This is a genomic window from Neisseria sp., assembly GCF_030523955.1.
Lineage (GTDB): Bacteria > Pseudomonadota > Gammaproteobacteria > Burkholderiales > Neisseriaceae > Neisseria.
Window position 1 is genome coordinate 1 of the sequence record NZ_JAUNHL010000008.1, and the last position, 17,713, is coordinate 17,713.

14 protein-coding genes are annotated in these 17,713 nt (G+C 57.4%); 7 read left to right on the forward strand and 7 right to left on the reverse strand.

Features of this window, described 5'->3' with window-relative positions:
• Positions 1–142: 142 nt before the first annotated feature.
• The 6 genes from dnaE to hutU all read right to left on the reverse strand — a co-directional run bounded on the left by dnaE (position 143) and on the right by hutU (position 10,965).
• On the reverse strand, positions 143–3,583 hold the full coding sequence (gene dnaE, locus Q4C79_RS02745) for a DNA polymerase III subunit alpha (RefSeq protein WP_303089501.1): 3,441 nt from the start codon (positions 3,581–3,583) through the stop codon (positions 143–145).
• A 208-nt stretch (positions 3,584–3,791) separates the two neighbouring features.
• Complete coding sequence (locus Q4C79_RS02750) at positions 3,792–5,294, reverse strand: sodium:alanine symporter family protein (protein ID WP_303089502.1); 1,503 nt, start codon at positions 5,292–5,294, stop codon at positions 3,792–3,794.
• A 202-nt stretch (positions 5,295–5,496) separates the two neighbouring features.
• Positions 5,497–6,210 carry a histidine utilization repressor gene (gene hutC / locus Q4C79_RS02755; protein ID WP_303089503.1) on the reverse strand — a complete coding sequence of 238 codons (714 nt, stop codon included), beginning with the start codon at positions 6,208–6,210 and terminating at the stop codon, positions 5,497–5,499.
• Positions 6,211–6,267: 57 nt separating this feature from the next.
• Positions 6,268–7,806 (reverse strand): histidine ammonia-lyase, encoded by a 1,539-nt coding sequence (hutH, locus tag Q4C79_RS02760; RefSeq protein WP_303089504.1) that lies wholly within the window; start codon positions 7,804–7,806, stop codon positions 6,268–6,270.
• An 83-nt stretch (positions 7,807–7,889) separates the two neighbouring features.
• The gene (locus Q4C79_RS02765) at positions 7,890–9,203 is read right to left on the reverse strand and encodes a YjiH family protein (protein WP_303089505.1); all 1,314 of its coding nucleotides are present in this window, start codon (positions 9,201–9,203) and stop codon (positions 7,890–7,892) included.
• A gap of 94 nt (positions 9,204–9,297) precedes the next feature.
• Positions 9,298–10,965 (reverse strand): urocanate hydratase, encoded by a 1,668-nt coding sequence (gene hutU, locus Q4C79_RS02770; RefSeq protein WP_303089506.1) that lies wholly within the window; start codon positions 10,963–10,965, stop codon positions 9,298–9,300.
• A gap of 132 nt (positions 10,966–11,097) precedes the next feature.
• Here hutU and hutI point away from each other — a divergent pair, with 132 nt between their 5' ends.
• The gene (gene hutI / locus Q4C79_RS02775) at positions 11,098–12,303 is read left to right on the forward strand and encodes an imidazolonepropionase (RefSeq protein ID WP_303089507.1); all 1,206 of its coding nucleotides are present in this window, start codon (positions 11,098–11,100) and stop codon (positions 12,301–12,303) included.
• Positions 12,304–12,308: 5 nt separating this feature from the next.
• Positions 12,309–13,259, forward strand: a complete 951-nt coding sequence (hutG, locus tag Q4C79_RS02780) for a formimidoylglutamase (protein ID WP_303089508.1) — start codon at positions 12,309–12,311, stop codon at positions 13,257–13,259.
• Positions 13,260–13,343: 84 nt separating this feature from the next.
• Here the strand turns inward: hutG and Q4C79_RS02785 are convergent, their stop codons facing one another.
• Positions 13,344–13,730: a PepSY domain-containing protein gene (locus Q4C79_RS02785; RefSeq protein WP_303089509.1), complete on the reverse strand. Its 387-nt coding sequence runs from the start codon at positions 13,728–13,730 to the stop codon at positions 13,344–13,346.
• Between the two features lie 301 nt (positions 13,731–14,031).
• Between Q4C79_RS02785 and Q4C79_RS02790 the strand changes: the two genes are divergently transcribed.
• The 5 genes from Q4C79_RS02790 (at position 14,032) to Q4C79_RS02810 (ending at position 17,640) form a co-directional block, all read left to right on the forward strand.
• Complete coding sequence (locus Q4C79_RS02790; RefSeq protein ID WP_303089510.1) at positions 14,032–14,265, forward strand: RNA-binding S4 domain-containing protein; 234 nt, start codon at positions 14,032–14,034, stop codon at positions 14,263–14,265.
• Positions 14,243–14,464 (forward strand): hypothetical protein, encoded by a 222-nt coding sequence (locus Q4C79_RS02795; RefSeq protein ID WP_303089511.1) that lies wholly within the window; start codon positions 14,243–14,245, stop codon positions 14,462–14,464. The genes Q4C79_RS02790 and Q4C79_RS02795 overlap by 23 nt, the downstream gene beginning before the upstream one ends.
• On the forward strand, positions 14,457–15,317 hold the full coding sequence (locus tag Q4C79_RS02800) for a PHP domain-containing protein (protein WP_303089512.1): 861 nt from the start codon (positions 14,457–14,459) through the stop codon (positions 15,315–15,317). Before Q4C79_RS02795 ends, Q4C79_RS02800 begins: the two co-directional genes overlap by 8 nt.
• Positions 15,318–15,419: 102 nt before the next feature.
• Entirely contained in the window at positions 15,420–16,955 is a 1,536-nt protein-coding gene (locus Q4C79_RS02805; RefSeq protein WP_303089550.1) for a patatin-like phospholipase family protein, read from the forward strand.
• A gap of 64 nt (positions 16,956–17,019) precedes the next feature.
• Positions 17,020–17,640 carry an L-threonylcarbamoyladenylate synthase gene (locus Q4C79_RS02810; protein WP_303089513.1) on the forward strand — a complete coding sequence of 207 codons (621 nt, stop codon included), beginning with the start codon at positions 17,020–17,022 and terminating at the stop codon, positions 17,638–17,640.
• Positions 17,641–17,713 lie beyond the last annotated feature (73 nt).

Here is a 17,713-nt window from a genome sequence, read left to right on the forward strand (position 1 = left end):
GCAACGGGTAGCTGTCGATATGTTTGCTCATCATTATTTGGGCTTGTTGGTGGAAAAAGCTGCTCATAAAAAAACTCCTCTGAATTCTTTAGGGGAATTTAGAGGAGTTTTTGGTTTTTTGCAAAGGTCTCAGGCCTGTCGTTTACCAACCCACCGAAATATTGTATTCGCCCATGGTTTGGGTAAGCCGGTCGAACAGTTGGGCATCGGGTTGCAGCCGCCAGCGGCCGCCGGTGTCCAACTCGCCCTGTGCTTCATTGTTGCGGTAAAAGAAGTGTACCGGAATGCTGTGGGCGCTGCTGTTGTCGGCGCGGTGTGCGCCGAGCAGGGCGAAGGTTTCGCTGATGTTGTGCTCGGGGCGGAAGATAAGGGTGAGGCTGCGGGCGTATTGTTCGCGGGCGCCTTGCAGCGTCATCACATTGTTGGCCATGATGCGCAGACCCTCGCCGCCGCCGTAATCGTCGCGGCTGACCTTGCACTCCATCATCAATACCTGGTCGGCTTTGAGCAGCCCTTGGCTTTGCTCCAGCGCCGGCCCGGTTACCATTACTTCGACTTTGCCCGACAAATCCTCCAGCGTAACGAAAAACAGCCGGCCGCGTTTGCCCAGCATGCTGCGTACGCCGGTGGCGAAGCCGGCCACCCGCACGCTGTCTTGCGGTTTGAGGCGGGCGAGCGCCACCGGCGCGATTTTGCGCACTTCTTCGGCAAACGGGCCGAACGGGTGGCCGGAAAGGTAAAAGCCGATCACCTGTTTTTCTTCCAACAGTTTCACCGCTTCGCCCCACATCGGTACTTCGGTCATTTTTACCGGTTCGATGGCGTCTTCCATCAGGTCGAACAGCCCGCCTTGGTTGGCGTTTTCCGCTTCCTGCTCGGCGTGGCTGACCGCCAGATCGAGGTTGGCCAGCAGCATGGCGCGGTTGGGTTCTATGCCGTCGAAGGCGCCGCCGCGGATGAGCGATTCGATGGTGCGTTTGTTGACATGCTCTTTGCCGACGCGCACGCAAAAGTCGAATAAATCTTTAAACGCGCCGCCGCTGTTGCGGGCGTACACCACCGCTTCGATGGCGCCTTCGCCCACGCCTTTGATGGCGCCCAGCGCATAGCGGATCTGCTTGCCGGGGTAAGGGGTGAACAGGTAGTCGGAATGGTTGATGTCGGGCGGCAGAAAGCTGATGCCGTTGGCCTGGGCGTCGTCGTAAAACAGTTTGAGCTGGTCGGTATCGGTTAACTCGGAAGACATGGTGGCGGCCATGAATTCGGCGGGGTAATGCGCTTTGAGCCAGGCGGTTTGGTAGGCCACCAGTGCGTAGGCGGCGGCGTGCGATTTGTTGAAGCCGTAGCCGGCGAATTTTTCCATGTAGTCGAAAATCTCGTCGGCCTTGCTGCGGGCGATGCCTTTGGCTTCGGCGCCTTGTGCGAAGGTTTCGCGGTGCTTGGCCATTTCTTCCGGCTTTTTCTTACCCATGGCGCGGCGCAGCAGGTCGGCGCCGCCGAGCGAATAGCCGCCGATAACCTGCGCCGCCTGCATCACTTGTTCCTGGTAGACCATGATGCCGTAGGTCGGCTCCAACACCGGCTCCAGCAGCGGGTGCAGGTATTCGAATTTTTCACCGTGCATCCGGCGGGTAAAGTCGGGAATCAGATCCATCGGGCCGGGGCGGTAGAGCGAAACGAAAGCGATGATCTCTTCGAATTTGGTCGGCTTGGCGGCCACCAGCATTTTTTTCATGCCGGTGGATTCGAATTGGAAGACCGCGGTGGTGTTGCCTTTGGAAAAAATCTTGTAGGCATCCGCATCATCCAGCGGCAGTTGCGAGACGTCGACTTTTTCGCCGCTGGTGGCGGCGATGAAATTTTGCGCCATTTCGATGATGGTAAGGTTGCGCAGGCCTAAGAAGTCGAATTTCACCAGACCTGCTTCTTCTACGTCGCCCTTGTCGTACATCGACACCGGCGAGGCGGATTCGTCGGCTTGGTAAACCGGGCAGAAATCGGCGATTTTGCCGGGCGCAATCAATACGCCGCCGGCGTGCATACCGAGACCGCGGGTGAGGTCTTCCAGTTTTTTCGCCAGTTCGATTAAATCCTGCGCGTTTTCTTCTTCGATCAGCTCGTTGATTTGCGGCTCGGCCGCCATCGCTTTTTCCAAGCTCAGCGGTTTGTTGGCTTCCAGTGGAATCAGCTTGGAGAGGCGGTCGCACAGGGTAAACGGCAATTCCAGCACGCGGCCGACGTCGCGGATAATCGCTTTGGACGACAGGGTACCGAAGGTGACGATCTGGCTCACCGCTTCGCTGCCGTATTTCTCTCGCACATATTCGATGACGCGGCCACGGTTGCTTTGGCAGAAATCGATGTCGAAGTCGGGCATGGAAACGCGCTCGGGGTTGAGGAAACGTTCGAACAGCAGCGCGTATTTCAAGGGATCGAGGTCGGTGATTTTCAGCGAATAGGCCACCAGCGAGCCTGCACCCGAGCCACGGCCGGGGCCGACCGGGCAGCCGTTGTTTTTCGCCCAGTTGATGAAGTCTTGTACGATGAGGAAGTAGCCGGGGAAACCCATCTGGATGATGATGTTCAATTCAAAATCCAGCCGCGCTTGGTATTCGGGCATTTTTTCGGCACGTTCTTTTTCATCGGGATAGAGCTGCGCCATGCGTTCCTGAAGGCCTTCGTTGGAGAGGCGGATAAGATAGTCGTCCAGCGACATTGCATCGGGCGTGGGAAACAGCGGCAGGAAGTTTTTGCCCAGCGTGAGGGTGAGGTTGCAGCGTTTGGCGATTTCCAACGTGTTTTGCAGGGCTTCGGGAATATCGGCAAAACGTTCGGCCATCACCTCGGGGGAAACGAAATACTGGCCGTGGCTGAATTCGCGCGGTCGTTTTTTATCGGCCAATACCCATCCTTCGGCAATGCACACGCGCGCTTCGTGGGCGGCGAAATCGTCTTCGTCGAGAAATTGGGTGGGGTGGGTGGCCACTACCGGCAGGCCGAGCTCGCCGGCCAGTTGCAGGCTGCCGGCCACCGAGGCTTCCCATTGCGGTTTTTCGGGCAGGCGTTGCAGTTCCAGATAAAAGGCATCGGGAAACCAAGCGGCATATTTGCGTGCGGCTTCCTGCGCGGCGGCCGGATGGCCGTTCATCAGATGGCTGCCGACTTCGCCGTAATGGGCGCCGGAGAGGCAGATTAACCCGGTGTTGTCGCCCTCATCAAACCAAGCCGCTTCCAGCTGGGCGCGGTGGTTGTGGCGTTCGGTACCAACATAGGCGCGGGTGAGCAATTCGTTGAGCCGTAAGTAACCCGCATGGTTACGTGCCAGCAAAAGCGCGCGGAACGGATGGTCGGATTTGGCCGGATTGGCGATCCATACGTCGGTGGCGAGCAGCGGTTTAATGCCGGCACCGCGGCAGGCTTTGTAGAATTTCACCCAGCCGAAACCGTTCATCAAATCGCTGATGGACAGCGCCGGCAAACGGTATTCAAGCGCACGCTTCACTGCATTTTTGATGCGCACGGTGCCGTCGGTAATCGAGAATTCGGTGTGCAGGCGCAGGGGGATGTAAACGGCTGGGTTCATGGGTTTTCCGGATGGTCAATCAAAACAGGCTCTATTGTAACAGTTCCGGCGGGGTGTGTTGTTAAGGCGGGAAAAGGGAGTATCGCAGCGGTATTTTCAGACAGGCATGCTTTTTCCTATAGCAGATTAACTTAACTTTCGCTACGGCAAGGCGCAGCAACGCCGTAGCGAAAGTTAAGTTAATCTGCTATATGATGCAACAACGGGTTTATTTGCCGTTTTTATTGCGCTCTTCCCAGAAGTGGGCGTTTTTGATGCCGAGTTTGACCGGATCGAAGGTGTATTCGGAAACGCCGGCTTTTTTCTGCGCTTCATAATCGGCCAAGGCTTTTACGGCAGGTTTGGCCATGAAGAAGATGCACAAAATGCCCACGATGTTCAACCAAGCCATCAGGCCTACGCCCACGTCGCCCATGTTCCAGATGTAGCCGGAATTGTTGATGGCACCGTAGGTAACGGAGAACATCAGCACGACTTTAATCAGAAACAGCGAGCCTGTGGTGTTGAACGAACGGGTCAGGTAGGCCACATTGGTTTCGGCAATGTAGTAGTAGGCCATGATGGTGGTAAAGGAGAAGAAGAATACGGCGATGGCCACAAATATTTGGCCGAAACCGCCGAACACGCTGGATACGGCCATTTGGGTAAATGCCGGGCTGTTGATGGAGGTGTCGGCGGGTACGTTTTGTACCAAGAATTGGCCGGCTTCCAGCGTGCCTTGGATGTTGTACATGCCGGTCATCAGGATCATGAAGGCGGTGGCGGAACAAACGAACAAAGTGTCTACATAAACCGAGAATGCCTGCACGATGCCTTGCTGTGCCGGATGTTGCACCTCGGCGGCGGCGGCGTGGTGCGGGCCGGTACCTTGGCCGGCTTCGTTGGAGTAAACGCCGCGTTTCACGCCCCAGCCGATGGCGGCGCCGAATCCCGCTTGTGCGGTGAAGGCATCGCCGACAATCATGCCGATAACATCCGGCAGCTGGTGAATGTTGAGCATCACAATCAAAACGGCCATCAGGATATAGCCCAGAGCCATGAACGGTACCACGAATTCGGCCACGCGGGCGATGCGCTTGATGCCGCCGAAAATAATCATGCCCAGAATCACCACGATAAATAGGGTGACAATCAATTTGTTCATGCCCACGTCGCCGACGAAGGTCGCTACCGGATTGCCTTCGCCTATAATTTGGGTAACCGCGTTGGCCACGCCGTTGGCTTGGACGCCGGGAAGGAACAGGCCGCAGGAGATAATAGAAGCCAGCGCGAAAATAATACCGAAAATCTTGCCGCCGGCGCCGCCGAAGAATTTTTCAAAATAGTAAGACGGCCCGCCGCGATATTGGCCTTTGTCTTTTTCCTTATAAATTTGTGCCAGCGTGGATTCGATATAGGCGGTACTGGCGCCCAAAAAAGCGGTCACCCACATCCAGAATACGGCTCCGGGGCCGCCGAAGCCGATGGCGGCTGCCACACCGGCGATGTTGCCCATGCCTACGCGGCCGGAAAGGGCTACGGCCAGCGCTTGGAAAGAGCTGATGCCTTCGGGCGAATCGTTACGGGCAAACAGCAGGCGCAGCATTTCTTTCAAATGGCGCACCTGCATAAAGCGGGTGAGGACGGAATAAAACAGACCGGCGCCCAGACACAAGTAAATCAGTGCCGGGCTCCAAATCCAACCATTGAGGGTGTTGATTAGCTGTTCCATGATGGGTGTGCTCCCTAACAGGGTAAGTGGTAAAAGTGATGGTTTGGTGCCATCCCAATAACTTGCTTCTTAACAAGAAATTACAGCAGGCGTTAATTTGCCACAAATTTCCATAAAATAAAAGTTAATTGAACGGGAATTCTTGACTTTTTGTATCAAATGGCAGGAAAGATGTTAATGAACTGATAAGGCGGGGGCGTAATCAGGCGAAGAAGCGGCCTACCAAACGGTAACGGCTGGCGGGGAACCACAAACGCACAAAAGTCACCACATTGCCGCCGCTCCAAGTGCGGCGTTGTATCACCAAGCAAGGTTCGTTTTTGAGCATGGAAAGTTCGTCGGCAATCTTTTTGGACGGTTGCAGCGCTTCAACCACGTGTTCGCCTTCGCTAAACGGGGCAACGGAAGAAAGATAGTCGTGGGCAGTGATGCTTTCGAAATCTTGTTGTAAATAATGCGGGGCCGCCGCCGGATTGACCCAGCGTTCCTCATATTGAATGGGGGTTTCGTCTTCATAATGCACCATTTGGGTGTGGAACACCGGGCTTTTCAGGGCGATGTCTAGCGCATAGGCCAATTCGGCATTGGCTTCAATACGGGTGCCGTTCAATACGCGGCAACGGTGGCGGTGGCCGCGGCTGGTGATTTCCGCCGCAATGCTGTGGATTTCGAACAGCGCCGATTGCGCTTTGGGCGGCGCTACAAAGGTGCCCACGCCTTGCAGGCGCACCAAGCGCCCTTCGTCGGTCAGCTCGCGTAAGGCGCGGTTAACCGTCATGCGCGATACGTTGAATTGCGCCACCAGTTCGTGCTCGGAAGGCAGCCGGTGGTTAACCGGCCAGATGCCTTGGTCGATTTGGCCCAATAGGTAGGTTTTTACTTTTTGGTAAAGCGGCAGGGGAATATCTGCGGGCATATCGGTTTCTTTCTTTCTTCAACTATTCGGCTTCGGTTACAGCGCAAAGGTTTGTTTTCAGACAAGACTCGGTAACACGCCGGCCGGCAGCAGGCCGCTTAGGCGCTGTTCGGCCAACAGCGCGGCGGCCGCTTCGATATCGGGGGCGAAGAAGCGGTCTTCTTCGTAAAACGGCACGGCATCGCGCAAGATGCGGCGCGCTTCTTCCAGCGGCGGGGTGGTTTTCAGGCAGCCTTCGCGCAAGTCCATGCCCTGGCAGGCCCCCAGCCATTCGATGGCGAGGATGTGGCGCACGTTGGCGGCCATTTCCCACAGCCGGGCGCCGGCGCGCGGCGCCATTGAAACGTGGTCTTCCTGATTGGCGGAAGTGGGGATGCTGTCGACGCTGTTGGGAAAGGCGAGCGCTTTGTTTTCGCTGCACAGGGCGGCAGAGGTGACTTGCGCGATCATAAAGCCGGAGTTGACGCCGCCGTTTTTTACCAGGAAGGGCGGCAGTTGCGACATGTGTTTGTCCATCATCATCGAAATGCGGCGCTCGGCAATCGAGCCGATTTCGGCCAGCGCCAGCGCGATGTTGTCGGCCGCCATCGCCACCGGCTCGGCGTGGAAATTGCCGCCGGAGAGAATTTCGTCGTCATCGGCGAACACCAGCGGGTTATCGGAAACGGCGTTGGCTTCCACCGCCAGCACGGCGGCGGCCTGGCGCAGTTGGGTTAGCGCCGCGCCCATCACCTGCGGTTGGCAGCGCAGACAGTAGGGGTCTTGCACCTTGCCGCATTCGGCGTGCGACAGGCCGATTTCGCTCTCCTCGCCCAAGAGGTGGCGGTAAACGGCGGCGGCATCGATCTGACCTTGCTGGCCGCGTACCGCATGGATGCGTGCGTCAAACGGCGTGCGCGAACCCAAAGCGGCCTCGACGGTGAGGCTGCCGGTTACGCTGGCGGCGGCAAACAAGTCTTCCGCTTCAAACAGGCCGCGCAGGGCGAATGCGGTGGAAACCTGGGTGCCGTTGAGCAGGGCCAAGCCTTCTTTGGCCGCCAATTCGATGGCGGGAATACCGGCGTGAGCGAGTGCTTCCGATGCGCTCAGCCATTGGCCGTTGTGGCGCGCCTTGCCTTCGCCCAGCAGCAGCAGGCTCATGTGGGCCAGCGGCGCCAAATCGCCGGAGGCACCGACCGAGCCTTTGAGCGGAATGTGCGGATAGACTTCGGCGTTCACCAGCGCGATCAGATGCTCCAGCACCACGCGGCGCACGCCGGAAAAGCCGCGTGCCAGACTGTTGATTTTCAAAAGCATAATCAGGCGGACGGTGGCATCGTCCAGCGCTTCGCCGACACCGGCGGCATGGCTCAACACGATGGAGCGTTGCAGTTTTTCCAAGTCTTCGCGGGCGATGCGGGTGGAGGCCAGCAGGCCGAAGCCGGTGTTGATGCCGTAAACCGTGCGGTTTTCTTCGACAATGCGGTTGACGCAGGCGACGCTGCGGTCAATGGCGGCGTAGGCTTGGTCGGCCAGCGTGATGCGCACCGGTTCGTGATAGGCGCGGCGCAATTCGGAAAGTGCCAAACGGCCGGGATGAATGGTGATGGCAAACATAATGCTTCCTTCTTTTTGTGCAGATGAATATTGTCGGTTTTCAGACAGGCCTGTCTGAAAAACATTTTCTTAAATCCTATAGACTAAGCCAGCCAGCCCATGGCCAGCCCCAAACGACCAACGGCGGCGGCCATTAAAATGCCGATGGCGGTACGTTGCAGCCATACCAGCAGCATATGGCGGATGCTTAGCGGAATGCTGGTGGCCAATACGCAGGGAATCAGCGCGGAGAAGAAAATCACGCTGCTCACCGAAATCACGGCGGTTACATAGCGGGTGAGGATGTCGGCTTCTTTCAGCAAAATGGCCGGCAGAAACATTTCCGCCAAACCGCTGGCCATGCCTTTGGCGGCGGCAAACGGCTCGCTTAAGCCGCCCAGCCAGGTAAACGGCACCAAGAGCAATCCCAGCGCATCGAATACCGGCGTGTATTTGGCCAACAACAAACCGGTGAGGCCGATGGCCATGATCGAGGGCAAAATCGCCGCCGCCATTTTCACGCCCGCCCAAAAGTGCGACCACAAAATCCGCAAGGGTTGATCGGCGTTTTGGGCGACGGCCAAGCCGCTGGCAAAGGCAAACGGCAGTCGTTTCGACCAAGGCAGGCTGTGGTCGGCCACGCCGCCGGAATGATCGATGCGGGTAATCGGCGGCAGGCGCGCGGTAACGGCGGTGATGGCGAAGGTAATCACGAAACAGCTCCAGAAATAGAAATTCCAGAACGGCATCAAATCCAGCGTTTTGGCCACCACCACCATAAAGGCGGCGGAAACGGTGGAAAAACCGGTGGCGATGATCGCCGCTTCGCGGGCGGTGTATTTGCCGGCGCGGTACACCTGATCGGTGAGCAGCAGGCCCACCGAATAGCTGCCGACAAACGAAGCCACCGCATCAATCGCCGACGAACCCGGCGTTTTCCACAAGCGGCGCATCACCGGCTGCATCAATACGCCCACCATTTCCAACAGGCCGAAACCGATGAGGAAGGCCAGCGCCAGCGCACCGATGGGAATAATCATCGACAAAGGCAGGCTCAGCTTTTCATACAGAAACGGCAGCATGTCTTTTTCGGTGAGCACCGCCGGCGCGGTACCGGAGAGATACCACAAGGTAATCAGCACGCCGGCGATTTTGAACAGGGTCAATACGCGTTCGGTGAAGCTTTTGTTCCAATTCCCGTTTGCAATCGGCGCCACCGCGCCGTAGATCATCATCAATACCGCGATAACCGCCACCGGCGTTTTCCATTCGCGCACCAGATAGCTGGCGGCATGGTCGAACAGAATGGTGCTGCGGCCGGCAATCTCGATCGGCACGAAAAACATCACGATACCGATGCTGCTGAACACCAGCATTTTCAGCAGCGCGGCGGCATCAAACGAGGCTGCTTTCTCCATAACGTTTCTCCTGTTGTGGTGATGGTTGTGGTGAAGCGAAGCGGGTGTGTCGAATCCATGCCTACCTGAAAGCATCTTTCAGGTAGGCATAGGCTTAACCGGTAATCATCGGCAGGTTCAATCCCTGCTCTTTGGCGCAATCAATCGCGATTTGATAACCGGCGTCGGCATGGCGCATCACACCGGTGGCCGGGTCGTTGGTGAGTACGCGGGCGATGCGCGCGGCGGCTTCGTCGGTGCCGTCGCACACAATCACCACGCCGGAATGCTGCGAGAAGCCCATGCCCACGCCGCCGCCGTGGTGCAGCGACACCCAGGTGGCACCGCCGGCGGTGTTCAACAGCGCGTTCAACAGCGGCCAGTCGGAAACCGCGTCCGAACCGTCCTGCATCGCTTCGGTTTCGCGGTTGGGGCTGGCCACCGAGCCGGAATCCAGATGGTCGCGGCCGATCACCACCGGTGCGGACAGTTCGCCCGAACGCACCATTTCGTTAAACGCCAAGCCCAGTTTGGCGCGCAGGCCCAAGCCCACCCAGCAGATGCGCGCCGGCAAGCCTTGGAAGCTGATGCGCTCGCGCGCCATGTCCAGCCAGCGGTGCAGATGGGCGTCGTCGGGAATCAGCTCTTTGACTTTGGCATCGGTTTTGTAGATGTCTTCCGGATCGCCCGACAAGGCTGCCCAACGGAAAGGACCGATGCCGCGGCAGAACAGCGGGCGGATGTAGGCGGGCACGAAGCCGGGGAAGTCGAACGCGTTTTCCACACCTTCTTCCAGCGCCATCTGGCGGATGTTGTTGCCGTAATCGAAAGTGGGCACGCCCATTTTCTGAAAGTCCAGCATGGCCTGCACGTGCACCGCCATCGATTGCTTGGCGGCTTTTACCGTGCCTTCGGGATCGTTTTTGGCCGCTGCGCGGTATTGTTCCCAAGTCATGCCTTGCGGCAGATAGCCGTTTAAGGGATCGTGGGCGCTGGTTTGGTCGGTGACCATATCCGGGCGCACGCCGCGGCGCACCAGTTCGGGCAGCACGTCGGCGGCGTTGGCGCACAGGCCGACCGAAACCGCACGGCCTTCGGCGGTGTATTTTTGAATGCGTGCCAGCGCGTCGTCCAGATTGTCGGCCTGCTCGTCCAGATAGCGGGTACGCAGGCGGAAATCGATGCTGGATTGCTGGCATTCGATGTTCAGCGAGCAGGCGCCGGCCAAGGAAGCGGCCAAGGGTTGCGCGCCGCCCATGCCGCCCAAGCCGGCGGTGAGAATCCATTTGCCGCTCAAATTGCCGCCGTAGTGCTGGCGGCCGGCTTCGACGAAGGTTTCGTAAGTGCCTTGCACGATGCCTTGCGAGCCGATGTAAATCCAGCTGCCGGCGGTCATCTGGCCGTACATCGCCAGGCCTTTGGCGTCCAGTTCGTTGAAGTGTTCCCAAGTGGCCCAGTGCGGTACCAGATTGGAATTGGCCAGCAGCACGCGCGGCGCGTCTTTGTGGGTTTTGAACACACCCACCGGCTTGCCGGACTGAATCAGCAAGGTTTCGTCGTCGTTTAATTGTTTTAAGGTTTCGACGATTTTGTCGAAGCATTCCCAGTTGCGGGCGGCGCGGCCGATGCCGCCGTACACCACCAATTCTTTCGGGTTTTCGGCCACGTCGGGATCAAGATTGTTCATCAGCATGCGCAGCGGCGCTTCGGTGAGCCAGGATTTGGCGTTCAGAGTGGTGCCGCGCGGGGCGCGGATTTCAATGTCGCGGAATCGGGTAGACATCGGTTTCTCCTTGGGAAAAAGGTGGTTTGGCAATGTTTTTGCTAACTTGTATAGACAACATATTACAAATAATATAAGCTCAATGCAACTGCTGTTTTCAGACAGGCATATAGCCAACCGCAAGGATTTTGTATGAGTACCACCCTTTGGCAAAACGCCACCGTCGCCACGTTCAACCATCCCGCACACGCCGATTACGGGATGTTGCCGCAACACGATATTTTGGTTGCAAACGGCCGGATACAGGCCATCGAGCCGACCGGCCGCCTGAGTGCCGCGCACACGGTTCGCTTAAACGGCGCGCTGGTTACGCCCAGCCTGATCGATTGCCACACCCATCTGGTATTCGGCGGCAGCCGTGCCAACGAATGGGAGAGACGGCAAAACGGCGTTTCCTACCAGCAAATCAGCGCCGAGGGCGGCGGCATCAACAGCACGGTGCGCGCCACCCGCGAAACTGCGGAAGACGAACTCTACCGCTTCAGTTTTGAGCGCCTGCAAAGCCTGCTGGCCGAAGGCGTGGGCTTGGTGGAAATCAAGTCGGGCTATGGTTTGAATCTGGCGGACGAAGCGAAAATGCTGCGGGTGTCGCAGCGTTTGCAGGAAAGCGGCGCCGTGGCGGTGAGCCGCACCTTGTTGGCCGCCCATGCGGTGCCGCCCGAATTCAAAGGCCGTGCCGATGATTATCTGGAGATGGTGATTCAGGAGATTCTGCCGATCTTGTGGCAGGAAAAAGCCTTTGACTGCGTAGATGTGTTTTGCGAAAACGTCGGCTTTTCCGCCGCGCAAACCGAGCGGCTGTTTCAGGCAGCCCAAGCTTTAGGCGTGCCGGTAAAAGGGCATACCGAACAATTGAGCCTGCAAGGCGGCAGCGCACTGGTGGCCAAATACGGCGGCTGGTCGGCCGACCACATCGAATATCTGGATGAAGCCGGTGTGGCCGCAATGGCCGAAGCGGATACGGTGGCGGTGTTGCTGCCCGGCGCTTATTATTTCCTGCGCGAAAGCCAAAAGCCGCCGGTCGAGCTATTGCGCCGCTACGGCGTGCCGATGGCGGTGGCCACCGATTTCAACCCCGGTACGAGCCCCTTTGCCTCGTTGCGCATGAGCATGAACATGGCCTGCGTACAATTCGGCCTTACTCCGCTGGAAGCCTGGCAGGGCGTTACCGTGCACGCCGCCCGCGCGCTGCGGCGAGAGCATGAATTCGGCTGCCTGAAAGCCGGCATGCCCGCCCATTTTAATGTGTGGAATGCCGAAAGCCCGGTCGATATGATTTACGAACCTTTCCGCCCCTTGCTGCAACAGCGGGTGTTGCACGGCAATATTCAAGGATAAATACCATGTGGCAAGCCACCGATTCCAATGTTTGGCAGGGGCGCGACGACAGCCGCGAAAGCCCCGAAGCCTTGCGCGTTTTCCAAACTGTCCGCCAACATGAAAGCTGGCCGCCGGCTTTGGGCAAAGGCGACATCGCCTTAATCGGCTTCGCTTCCGATGCCGGCGTCGGGCGCAACCGGGGGCGCATCGGCGCGGCGGAAGCGCCGCCCGTGTTGCGCCGTGCACTGGCCAATCTGGCGCATCATCCGGCTGCATTTGTTTTGCATGATGTGGGCGATTTTTCTTATGCCGACCAACAGTTGGAAAACGGCCAACAGGAATTGGCGGCGGCGGTGAAACGGTTACAAGAGGCCGGTGCGCGCACGCTGGTGTTGGGCGGCGGCCACGAAACGGCATTTGCTCACGGCAAAGGCTTGTTCGACGCCCATCCCGGCCGCCACATCGCCATCATCAATTTTGATCCGCATCTGGATTTGCGCCGCGCCCCGCATGCTACTTCGGGTACGCCGTTTGCCCAATTGGCGGCCTTGGCGGCGGAGCAGGGGCGGAAATTCGATTACACCTGCATCGGCGCTTCGCGAGCCGCCAACACCGCCGCTTTGTGCAAAGATGCGGCGGCGTTGAATGTGGACATCGTATGGGATACCGATGTGCATTGGTTGCATGCGGCGGAGGTGGCGGAAAAATTGCGGCAAAAATGTGCGCAGGCCGATGCGGTGTACCTCACCATTGATCTGGACGTATTGAGCGCCGCGCAGATGCCCGCCGTTTCCGCGCCCGCTGCGCTCGGCATTCCGCTGGATTTGCTGTTGTATCTTATCCGGCCGGTGTTGGCCAGCGGCAAAACCATCGCCGCCGATGCGGTGGAATACAGCCCGCCTTATGAGCGCGACAATACGGGCGCCCGCAGCGCCGCGCGTTTGCTGTGGCAGATTTGTCAGGATTGGCGTTAGGCGGCGGTTGATGCCTGTCTGAAAACGGAATAAAGAAAAGGCGGCTTGCAGATTCAAGCCGCCTTGGTGTTGTTTTACTGTGTATTACAGCGTGGCCGTGGCAGAAGCAGCGGCAGGTTGTGCAGCTTCCCGTTCGTGTTCGCGCTCTTCTTCATCGTGATGTTTGCGCTCTTTGTTTTCTGCCAACTGTACGGCTTGTACCTGGCCGCTCTCGGCACTGACCAAGACCTCGTATTCGCGGCCGTCTTGGCCGGCTACTTCCACTTGATAACGGCCGCCGATATGCGGTTTGTATTCGTATTCCACTTCTTTGGCAAAGCCGCCGATCTGGGCAATAGCCGAGGCGGCCGCCTGTTTGCCGGAAACCGGCGCGAACAGGCCGTAAGAGAAGGCGGCGGCACCGGCAGCTGCCGCGAGGCCCAAGACGGCGGTTAATGAGAGGGCAGTGATGATTTTACGGGTGGCGATCATATTGGTTTCCTTATTTATGATTGTTGAAAAATAAAGACCCGGCAAAGCGGGAACAGGCATATGGTAAGCACAAACGGTTAGCAGAAAATTAGGATGGCTGCATGATGCGGAAGACGAGGCCTTGGCAAAAGCTCCAGATGTGGATGCAGTTCAAGGCGTAACAGCGCGGCGGGTAGCACAACGCAGAAATACGTCGTAAATGGAGACTTTGCAAAGGTCTCGGACTATTTATTCGGAAGCTTAACGCTTTCATGTAAAATGCCTGTCTGAAACAGCCATTATTGAGATGAGAAGAAACATCATGAATGCAGCCGTTTATCTGGAAGACAACGAATACATTGCCCTATGCGATTTGCTCAAACTTGCCGGTCTGGCCGACAGTGGCGGACAGGCAAAGGCGGTGATTGCCGAAGGCCTCGTGTTGCGCAACGGTGCGGTGGAAACGCGCAAAACCGCCAAAATCCGCGGCGGCGAAGTGATTGAATTTGACGGCGCTGTGTTGGAGATTTTCGATGGATACGACCCCGAAGCCTGATTTGTCGGTATTGTCCGAGCCTTTGCTGCCCGAGCCGGTGAAGCCGGAGGATTGGGAATGCTGCGGCAGCGAATGCGGCGACGCCTGCATCCAAACCATTTATTTTCAGGAAAAAGCGGCGTACGACGCCCAGCAGCTGCGCTTGTGGATTGCACGGCAGGCGTTGGCGGCAGAGGGCGCAGAGAACAAAAATGATTGATCTGCACTGCCATTCTACCGTTTCCGACGGCGCATTAAGCCCCGCCGAGGTGGTGCGGCTGGCGCATGCCAACGGCAGTACCGTGCTGGCGCTGACCGACCATGACCACACCGGCGGCCTGGCTCAAGCGCGTGCCGAAGCGGCGCAATGCGGCATCCGCCTGATTAATGGTGTGGAGATTTCCGTTACTTGGCGCGGCCGCAGCGTGCACATCGTCGGGCTGGATTTCGATGAAGACAATCCGGCGCTGCAAACGCTGTTGGCACAAGTGCGTAAAGGACGGCTGGAGCGGCTGGCGGCGATTGCGGCCAAACTGGAGAAAAAAGGTATAGGCGGCGCTTACGAAGGCGCGCTGGCGCTGGCGGCCAATCCCGAAATGGTCTCGCGCACCCATCTGGCCGAATTTCTGATACAAAACGGCCATGTGCGCAACAAACAACAGGCGTTTACCAAATACTTGGGCGAGGGCAAACCTGCTTCGGTGGTACACGAGTGGGCGGCGCTCTCCGATGCGGTGGCGGCCATTCGCGGCGCCGGCGGGCTGGCGGTGATCGCCCACCCGATGCGCTATGGTTTCTCGGCCACGGCCAAACGCAATCTGTTTGAAGAATTCAAAGAGTTGGGCGGGCAGGGCATGGAAGTGCACAGCGGCAATTGCGATAAAAATGACCGCCTTAACTATGCTTTATTGGCCGAGCGCTACGGTTTGCTTGCCAGCGCCGGCAGCGATTTCCACCGGCCGAACGATTACAGCGGCAGCATACTCGGCGCTTGCCCGCAATTGCCGGCCAATTGCCGGCCGGTGTGGGATTATTTTAAAGAAACCAAAGCAGCGGCCGGCAAAACGGTTTGAAAAAGCGTACTTTGTTTCAAATGCTTTCAGACAGGCATAAGGCCTGTCTGAAAAATAAGATTAATGATGTTAAAAATTTGATTTCAATAAGATTGATTCATGATGATAGCCAACACACTCAACCGATATTTCAAGAAACTGTTGCCGGCCGCCGCCGCATCGTTGTTGTCAGCTTGCGCCTTGGTGCAATACCAGCCGCTGGCCACCATTAATAAAGTTAATCCCGAAGAAGGCTACCGCCTTGAGAAAAACTGGGAAGCCAGAAGCAATGACGATACCTATATCGTATTGATGTTTTCCGGCGGCGGCACCCGCGCGGCGGCTTTGGGATACGGCGTTTTGGAAGAGTTAAACCGGCAGAAGGTGTGGGTGAGCGGCAAACAGGGAACCTTGCTGGAAAATGTTGATTTGGTGTACGGCGTATCCGGCGGCTCGGTGTTGGCGGCTTATTTTTCCCTGCACGGCGTGGAAACCATTCCCTCGTTCGAGCGCCGTTTCCTCAAGCAGAATTTCCAGCGCTTGGTTACCAAACAGGCCTTTTCGTTTGCCAATATGCCGCGTATGAGCTCGCCCGAATTCGGCCGCGGCGATTTGTTGCAGGAGCAGTTCGAGAACACTTTGTTTAAAAACACCACTTTCGGCGATCTGGTGAAATACCGCAAAGGCCCGTTTGCGGTGATTTCCGCCACTGATATGTCGGGCGCGCAGCGGCTGGATTTTACCCAGGAATATTTCGATGCGATGTGTTTGAACCTCTCCGAACTGCGAATTGCGCGCGCGGTAGCCGCTTCCAGCTCGGTGCCTTTGGTGTTCGCACCGATTACGCTGAACAACAACGGCGGCAATTGTAACTATCAGTTGCCCGCCAACTTGCAGCAAGCGGTAGATGCGGCCGACAGCCAAACCCTGCACAGCCGTACCCGCCAAGAAATCACCCGCAAGTTCATGAGCTATGCCGACAGCAAAAAACGCCCCTATATCCATTTGATAGACGGCGGCCTGACCGATAACTTAGGGCTGCGCGGCCTGCTGGATATGACCGAAGTATATTCGGGCAATTCGCTTTACCGGCGCGCATTGGAAATGGGCAGCACCAAGAAAATCATCATCATCAATGTAAACGCGCAAAACGAACCGGGCAGTGTGATAGACCAAAGCCCGGCGATACCCGGGGTGGCTGACGTTCTCAACGCCGTGATCAATATTCCGATCGACCAATATTCGCAGGAATCCCTGCGCCGCATCCGCGCGTTTGCCGACCAGTGGAACAATGTTGCCCGCCTGAATGCACAAGATGATGTAGGCATGTATTTCATCAGCCTCAACCTGCGCGATTTGCCCGATTCCAAACTGCGCAGCCAAACGCTGAATATCCCCACCACTTTCTATCTGCCGCATGAGGACATCAATAATCTGAAACGGGCAGGACATGTGTTGTTGCAACAATCACCGGAATACCGGCGCATGCTCAAAGCCTTATCTTCGAAACCCGCACCGACACCGTTGTGGGAGGCAGGCGGGGAGATCGTGCCGAACGTTACCGTATCGGAGCCGCCGGCAGACAACAGCGCATCCGCCGGGAAGTTAGAAATTGACGCCGCAGATTACCTACCCGTTCAGACAGGCATTAAGCCTTGATAAAACAACAAAAATCTCCATATAGGCCTGTCTGAAAAACACAAAACAGAATAAAGGAACACACATGGCACAATTTTTCGCCATCCACCCCGATAACCCGCAAGAGCGCCTGATTAAGCAGGCGGCGGAAATCGTCCGACAAGGCGGCATCGTGGTTTACCCCACCGATTCCTGCTACGCGCTCGGCTGCCACTTGGGCGACAAAGACGCGATGGAGCGCATTTTGCGCATCCGCCAAATCGACCAAAAGCACCACCTCACGCTGATGTGCGCCGATTTAAGCGAGCTGGGCACTTATGCCAAGGTAGACAACAGCCAGTTCCGCCAGCTCAAAGCCGCCACCCCCGGCAGTTATACGTTTATTATGCAGGCAACCAAAGAAGTGCCCAACCGCACCCTGCACCCCAAACGCAAAACCATCGGCCTGCGCGTGCCCGACAATAAAATCGCGCTCGCCCTATTGGCGCAACTGGGCGAGCCCATGCTCAGCTGCACCCTGATGCTGCCCGAAGACAGCGAACCCTTAACCGACCCCTACGAAATCCGCGACCGCTTGGAACACAGCGTCGATTTGGTGATAGACGGCGGCTGGTGCGGTACCGAGCCGACCACCGTCATCGACATGACCGACGGCGTGGAACTCGTGCGCGAAGGCAAAGGCGATAAAAGCCTGTTCGGATTGTAAGGCCTGTCTGAAAAACAGTTACAGTACAAAAAAGTATATGGCTCTTTTGTAAAATGACCCAAGAAAGCCTCGG